This window comes from Streptococcus sp. 2022WUSS083 (assembly GCF_044427155.1).
GTDB lineage: Bacteria > Bacillota > Bacilli > Lactobacillales > Streptococcaceae > Streptococcus > Streptococcus hashimotonensis.
Genome location: NZ_JAOTGK010000013.1, coordinates 1 through 5,004, shown reverse-complemented (window position 1 = coordinate 5,004; position 5,004 = coordinate 1). Strand labels below are relative to the sequence as shown.

Here is a 5,004-nt window from a genome sequence, read left to right as displayed (position 1 = left end):
GACTCAGTAGTTAAGTGACGATAGCCTAGGAGATACACCTGTACCCATGCCGAACACAGCAGTTAAGCCCTAGAACGCCTGAAGTAGTTGGGGGTTGCCCCCTGTTAGATACGGTAGTCGCTTAGCATATTCCGCCATAGCTCAGTTGGTAGAGCGCATGACTGTTAATCATGATGTCACAGGTTCGAGCCCTGTTGGCGGAGTAAAGAGAAATCTTTAGTATATGGTCCGTTGGTCAAGGGGTTAAGACACCGCCTTTTCACGGCGGTAACACGGGTTCGAATCCCGTACGGACTATATTGGGAGGCTGCTTAGGTCTCTTTTTTTGTTTTTTGAGGTGAATGGGCTTTAATTTGGCTCCTTTTTCTTTTCTTGTTGCTTTGTCTATTCATTGTTTGTTGATATAATAGAGACATGAAAAGATTATGTGATGAATTATCGGTTTTGCCAGGGATTGGTCCAAAATCGGCTGAAAAATTTTTAAAAATTAACATTCAGAATATTAATGATCTGTTAACTTACTATCCATTTAGATATGAAGATTTTGAGAGTAAGTCTATTTATGATTTGCAGGATGGTGAGAAGGCAGTGGTAGTTGGGGAGGTGGTATCTCCAGCTAATGTACAGTATTATGGTTACAAAAGAAATAGACTCCGTTTTTCAATGAAACAGGGTGAGGTTGTCTTAGCAGTTTCGTTTTTTAATCAGCCTTATTTAGCAGATAAGATTGTTTTGGGGCAGGATATTGCAGTTTGGGGAAAGTGGGATAAGGCTAAGGCAAGTTTGACAGGAATGAAAGTTTTGGCTCAAGTATCAGATGAGCTACAGCCTGTCTATCATGTGGCGCAGGGGATTTCGCAAGTAAATTTGGTTAAGGCTATTAAAACAGCTATTGATCAGGGATATTTGCATTTATTAGAGGAGAATTTACCATCAGTTTTACGAGAGCGCTATCGGTTAATGAATCGCCGAGAGGCGGTTTTTGCGATGCATTTTCCGACAAATTTAGAAGAGTATAGACAAGCTTTGCGACGTATGAAGTTTGAGGAATTATTTTATTTTCAATTACAGTTGCAAATGCTTAAAGCCAACAATCGTGATATTTCGAATGGTTTGAAGATTGCTTATGATGCTGATAGATTGGCTATGCAGATAAGACAATTGCCGTTTGTCTTAACGGATGCTCAGTCTGGGGCTTTGGCTGAAATACTATCAGATATGAAGTCCTATGGGCACATGAATCGTTTGCTACAAGGGGATGTTGGTTCAGGGAAGACAGTAGTTGCTGGATTGGCTATGTTTGCTGCTGTGACTGCGGGGATGCAGGCTGCAATGATGGTCCCGACAGAAATTTTGGCGGAGCAACACTTTGAGAGTTTGCGCCAGCTTTTTCCAGAACTTTCTATTGCTCTTTTGACAGGGGGAATGAAGGTTGCGGAGCGTCGTGCTGCTTTAGAGGCGATTTCTAGTGGTCAGGTAGACATCATTGTAGGAACTCACGCTCTTATCCAGGAAAGTGTGACGTACCATAAGCTTGGTTTGGTTGTAACGGATGAGCAACATCGTTTTGGTGTTAAACAGCGCCGTCTGTTTCGTGAGAAGGGTGATAATCCGGATGTGCTTATGATGACTGCTACACCTATTCCTCGGACGTTAGCCATTACAGCTTTTGGAGATATGGATGTATCGATTATTAATCAGTTACCTGCTGGTCGAAAGCCAATTATCACTCGCTGGGTCAAACATCAACAGCTGCCCACGGTCTTAGCTTGGTTGGAGCGGGAGTTAGAAGTGGGTGCTCAGGTTTATTTTATCTCTCCGCTGATTGAAGAATCTGAGGCTCTAGATTTAAAGAATGCTGTAGATCTGCAATCTGATTTACAGGCGCATTTTGGAGAGCGAGTTACAGTGGATTTGTTACACGGTAAGATGAAGAATGACGAGAAAGATGCCATCATGCAGGCTTTTAAGGAGCGAAAAACGAATATTTTGGTTTCTACCACTGTTATTGAAGTCGGAGTCAATGTGCCCAATGCATCGGTGATGGTTATTATGGATGCAGATCGTTTTGGGTTAAGCCAATTACATCAGTTGAGAGGGCGTGTAGGACGTGGTCATAAGCAGTCTTATGCAGTGTTAGTTGCTAATCCTAAAACAGAGTCTGGTAAGGAACGCATGAAAATTATGACAGAGACGACAGATGGTTTTATTTTGGCTGAAGCTGACTTAAAAATGCGTGGGTCTGGAGAAATATTTGGGACTCGTCAATCAGGTTTGCCAGAATTTCAAGTTGCAAATATTATCGAGGATTATCCAATTTTAGAGGAAGCAAGACGAGTTGCTAGTCAGATTGTTAGCGTGGAAAATTGGCAGGAGGACCCTAATTGGTCGATTTTGCTTGCTAATTTGAAAGATCGAGAGGAATTGGACTAGTCATATAAAAAAGGCCAACACACATGTGTTGGTCTTTTGACATATTGTATAGTTCGTCAGCGATTAACCTTGGATGTAATCTGCCAAGCTTTGCTCTTCCAAGCCTGCATTGAGAGCGATAAGGAGTTTGAGTCGGGCTTTTTGAGCATTCAATTCTTTAACAAATAGAATGCCGTCTTTCTCCAGTTGGATGCCACCTCCTTGGTAGGCATAGACAGGCTCAGCAATTCCGTTAAAACAGCGAGATACCAGAATAATGGGTATCTTTTGATCAAGGAGTTTCTTAATGGCTGGAAGGATGGTAGGTGGAAGATTTCCGGCGCCGAGTGCTTCAATGACTAAACCGGAAATTGAGCTTGCAGTGAGAGAATCAAGGAGAATGGAGTCCATATCTGCATAAGCTTTTATGATAGGGACCGTTCCTGTGACTGTTGATAAGTCAAATCGAACACGTGGTTCAGCAGTTTTAAAATAGAGAATCTCTCGTTTGGTGACTAACCCCAGTGGTCCATGAGTCGGGGTTTGAAAGGTTGAGACATTGGTGGTATGCGTTTTTGTAACATATTTAGCAGCATGAATTTCATCGTTCATGACCACTAGAACACCTTTATCTGCGGATTTATCATCAGCAGCCACACGTAGGGCTGTTCGGTAGTTATAAATCCCGTCGCTACCTAGTTCATTTGAGGAACGCATGGCTCCGGTCAATACAATTGGTTTTTCTGGAATAGCCATTGTATCAAGGAAATAGGCAGTTTCTTCTAAAGTATCTGTGCCATGTGTAATGACAAAACCATCGAAGTTCATTTGTTCTTCTTTAATTTTTTGGTATAGAGTCATCATGTGTTCTAAGCGAATGTGTGGACTTGGAACATTGAGAAAATCCAAGGATGTCACTTGAATTTCTTCTAGTGGGCTATCAATTTGGGTCATTGGATTGATTTTACTCGATGCAACTTCACCCTGATGATTGGCTTGCATAGAAATGGTTCCACCTGTATGCAGTACTAGAATTTTTTTCATAAATTTTCAGTTTCTTTCAAAGTGTGATATACTAATTGTAACATAATTCTTAGAAAGTAGGTGAGTTGGTTGACGATAAAGGCTGTATTTTTCGATATTGATGGTACCTTATTGACCGACAATCGTATGGTTAGTAGTTCAACTATTCTCGCCATTAATGCTTTGAAAGAGAAGGGGATTTTAGTTGGTCTAGCTACAGGACGTGACCCTCGTTTTGTTTTGCAGTATATGGCTAGTTTAGGGCTAGATTTGGCCATTGCTTATAATGGTCAATATATTTTTTCAAGAGAAGAAGTTATTTATAGTCAGAGTTTAGAGCCAAAGCAAATTGAACAAATTATGGAGTATGCGCAAACTCACCATAAGGATTTATCTTTTGGAACTGCTAAAGGCATATTTGGTAGTAAGATTATGAGTGCTGGAACAGGAAATTTTGCATATCGTGTGACGCGTATGATTCCGGAGTCCTGGGCTGGAATCATAAATTTTATTTTCAATCGCATGGTACGTTGGATTAGTCCTCAACAGGAAACGAATTTGAAAGGTTTTCTCTTTCAACCAATCTATCAGCTGATGTTGCTGACGACGGAAAGGGAGACACAATCATTGGAGATGCTCTTTCCAAACTTGTCTTTTACGCGTTCGAGTCCCTATGCGACTGATATTATCAGTAAGGGAAATTCAAAATTATCGGGTATTGTAAAGGTTGCAGATCGATATGGTTTTGAGTTAGAAGAAGTTATGGTATTCGGGGATTCTAATAATGATTTTGAAATGTTGAATGAAATTCAGCACTCGGTAGCGATGGGAAATGGGACGAAAAAGGTAAAACAAGCTGCTTCCTTTGTTACGGATACAAATAATCGTGATGGAATTTATAAGGCATTAATTCATTTTGGTGTGATTGAGGGATAAGATGTTTCAGAGCAAGGACGATAATTTTAATAGGGTAAAGGATTTTCATTTTTTAATGGATGGTGAAACACAAGAACTTCCCAGTGTGTATGATGGACAGACGGCTTTGCATCGCGCTGGTTTTAAATTGGAGGAGTTGGTAGAATTTCTACATGCAGCTTCAGAATCTGAAGTTGAGTTTCATGATTTTATTCAACAACTTCATCGGGATTTAGATACTGCTGCTGCTAAGGTATCTGGCAAGAGAGGTTTCGGGGTTTCGATGCAGGATCAGGTAGATGCTTTGCTGGATATTCTTTATTTTACATATGGTTCGTTTGTTTTGATGGGGGTTGATCCAGAACCAATTTTTCAGATAGTCCATACTGCAAATATGGGGAAAACATTTCCGGATGGGAAGGCCCATTTTGATCCAATTACCCATAAAATTTTAAAACCTGATGATTGGGAAGAACGGTTTGCGCCGGAGGAAAAGATTCAGGAAGAGCTGAAAAGACAGATGAAAAGAAGCTGGGCAAAAACTAGCTTCTCACAATAAAAAAACGAGCAATTCCAATTAGGAGTTGCTCGTTTTCCACTTCATGCTTTATAATTATAATAACCACAAAACAACTAGAAAGGCATGAAAATGTA

The 5,004-nt window shown here is 40.6% G+C and carries 2 protein-coding genes, 2 tRNA genes, 1 rRNA gene and 1 pseudogene; 5 read left to right on the top strand and 1 reads right to left on the bottom strand.

The window, feature by feature from the left end; all coding sequences use genetic code 11:
* Positions 1 to 10: 10 nt before the first annotated feature.
* The 4 genes from rrf (at position 11) to recG (ending at position 2,433) form a co-directional block, all read left to right on the top strand.
* Positions 11 to 126: ribosomal RNA gene (rrf, locus tag ODU41_RS10690) — 5S ribosomal RNA — on the top strand.
* 4 nt (positions 127 to 130) lie between these two features.
* Positions 131 to 203 (top strand) — tRNA-Asn (locus tag ODU41_RS10685).
* A 22-nt stretch (positions 204 to 225) separates the two neighbouring features.
* Positions 226 to 297 (top strand) — tRNA-Glu (locus ODU41_RS10680).
* Between the two features lie 117 nt (positions 298 to 414).
* The gene (gene recG / locus ODU41_RS10675) at positions 415 to 2,433 is read left to right on the top strand and encodes an ATP-dependent DNA helicase RecG (protein ID WP_398578997.1); all 2,019 of its coding nucleotides are present in this window, start codon (positions 415 to 417) and stop codon (positions 2,431 to 2,433) included.
* 63 nt (positions 2,434 to 2,496) lie between these two features.
* Here the strand turns inward: recG and ODU41_RS10670 are convergent, their stop codons facing one another.
* Positions 2,497 to 3,456 carry an asparaginase gene (locus ODU41_RS10670; RefSeq protein WP_024416902.1) on the bottom strand — a complete coding sequence of 320 codons (960 nt, stop codon included), beginning with the start codon at positions 3,454 to 3,456 and terminating at the stop codon, positions 2,497 to 2,499.
* A 69-nt stretch (positions 3,457 to 3,525) separates the two neighbouring features.
* On the opposite strand from ODU41_RS10670, the pseudogene ODU41_RS10665 reads away from it, so the two are divergent.
* Positions 3,526 to 4,909, top strand: a pseudogene (locus ODU41_RS10665) (Cof-type HAD-IIB family hydrolase).
* Positions 4,910 to 5,004: the final 95 nt, after the last annotated feature.

Excerpts from the sequence above, each read along its gene's own strand:
- recG (WP_398578997.1), top strand. The coding sequence starts at position 415 with ATGAAAAGATTATGTGATGAATTATCGGTTTTGCCAGGGATTGGTCCA.
- ODU41_RS10670 (WP_024416902.1), bottom strand. The coding sequence starts at position 3,456 with ATGAAAAAAATTCTAGTACTGCATACAGGTGGAACCATTTCTATGCAA.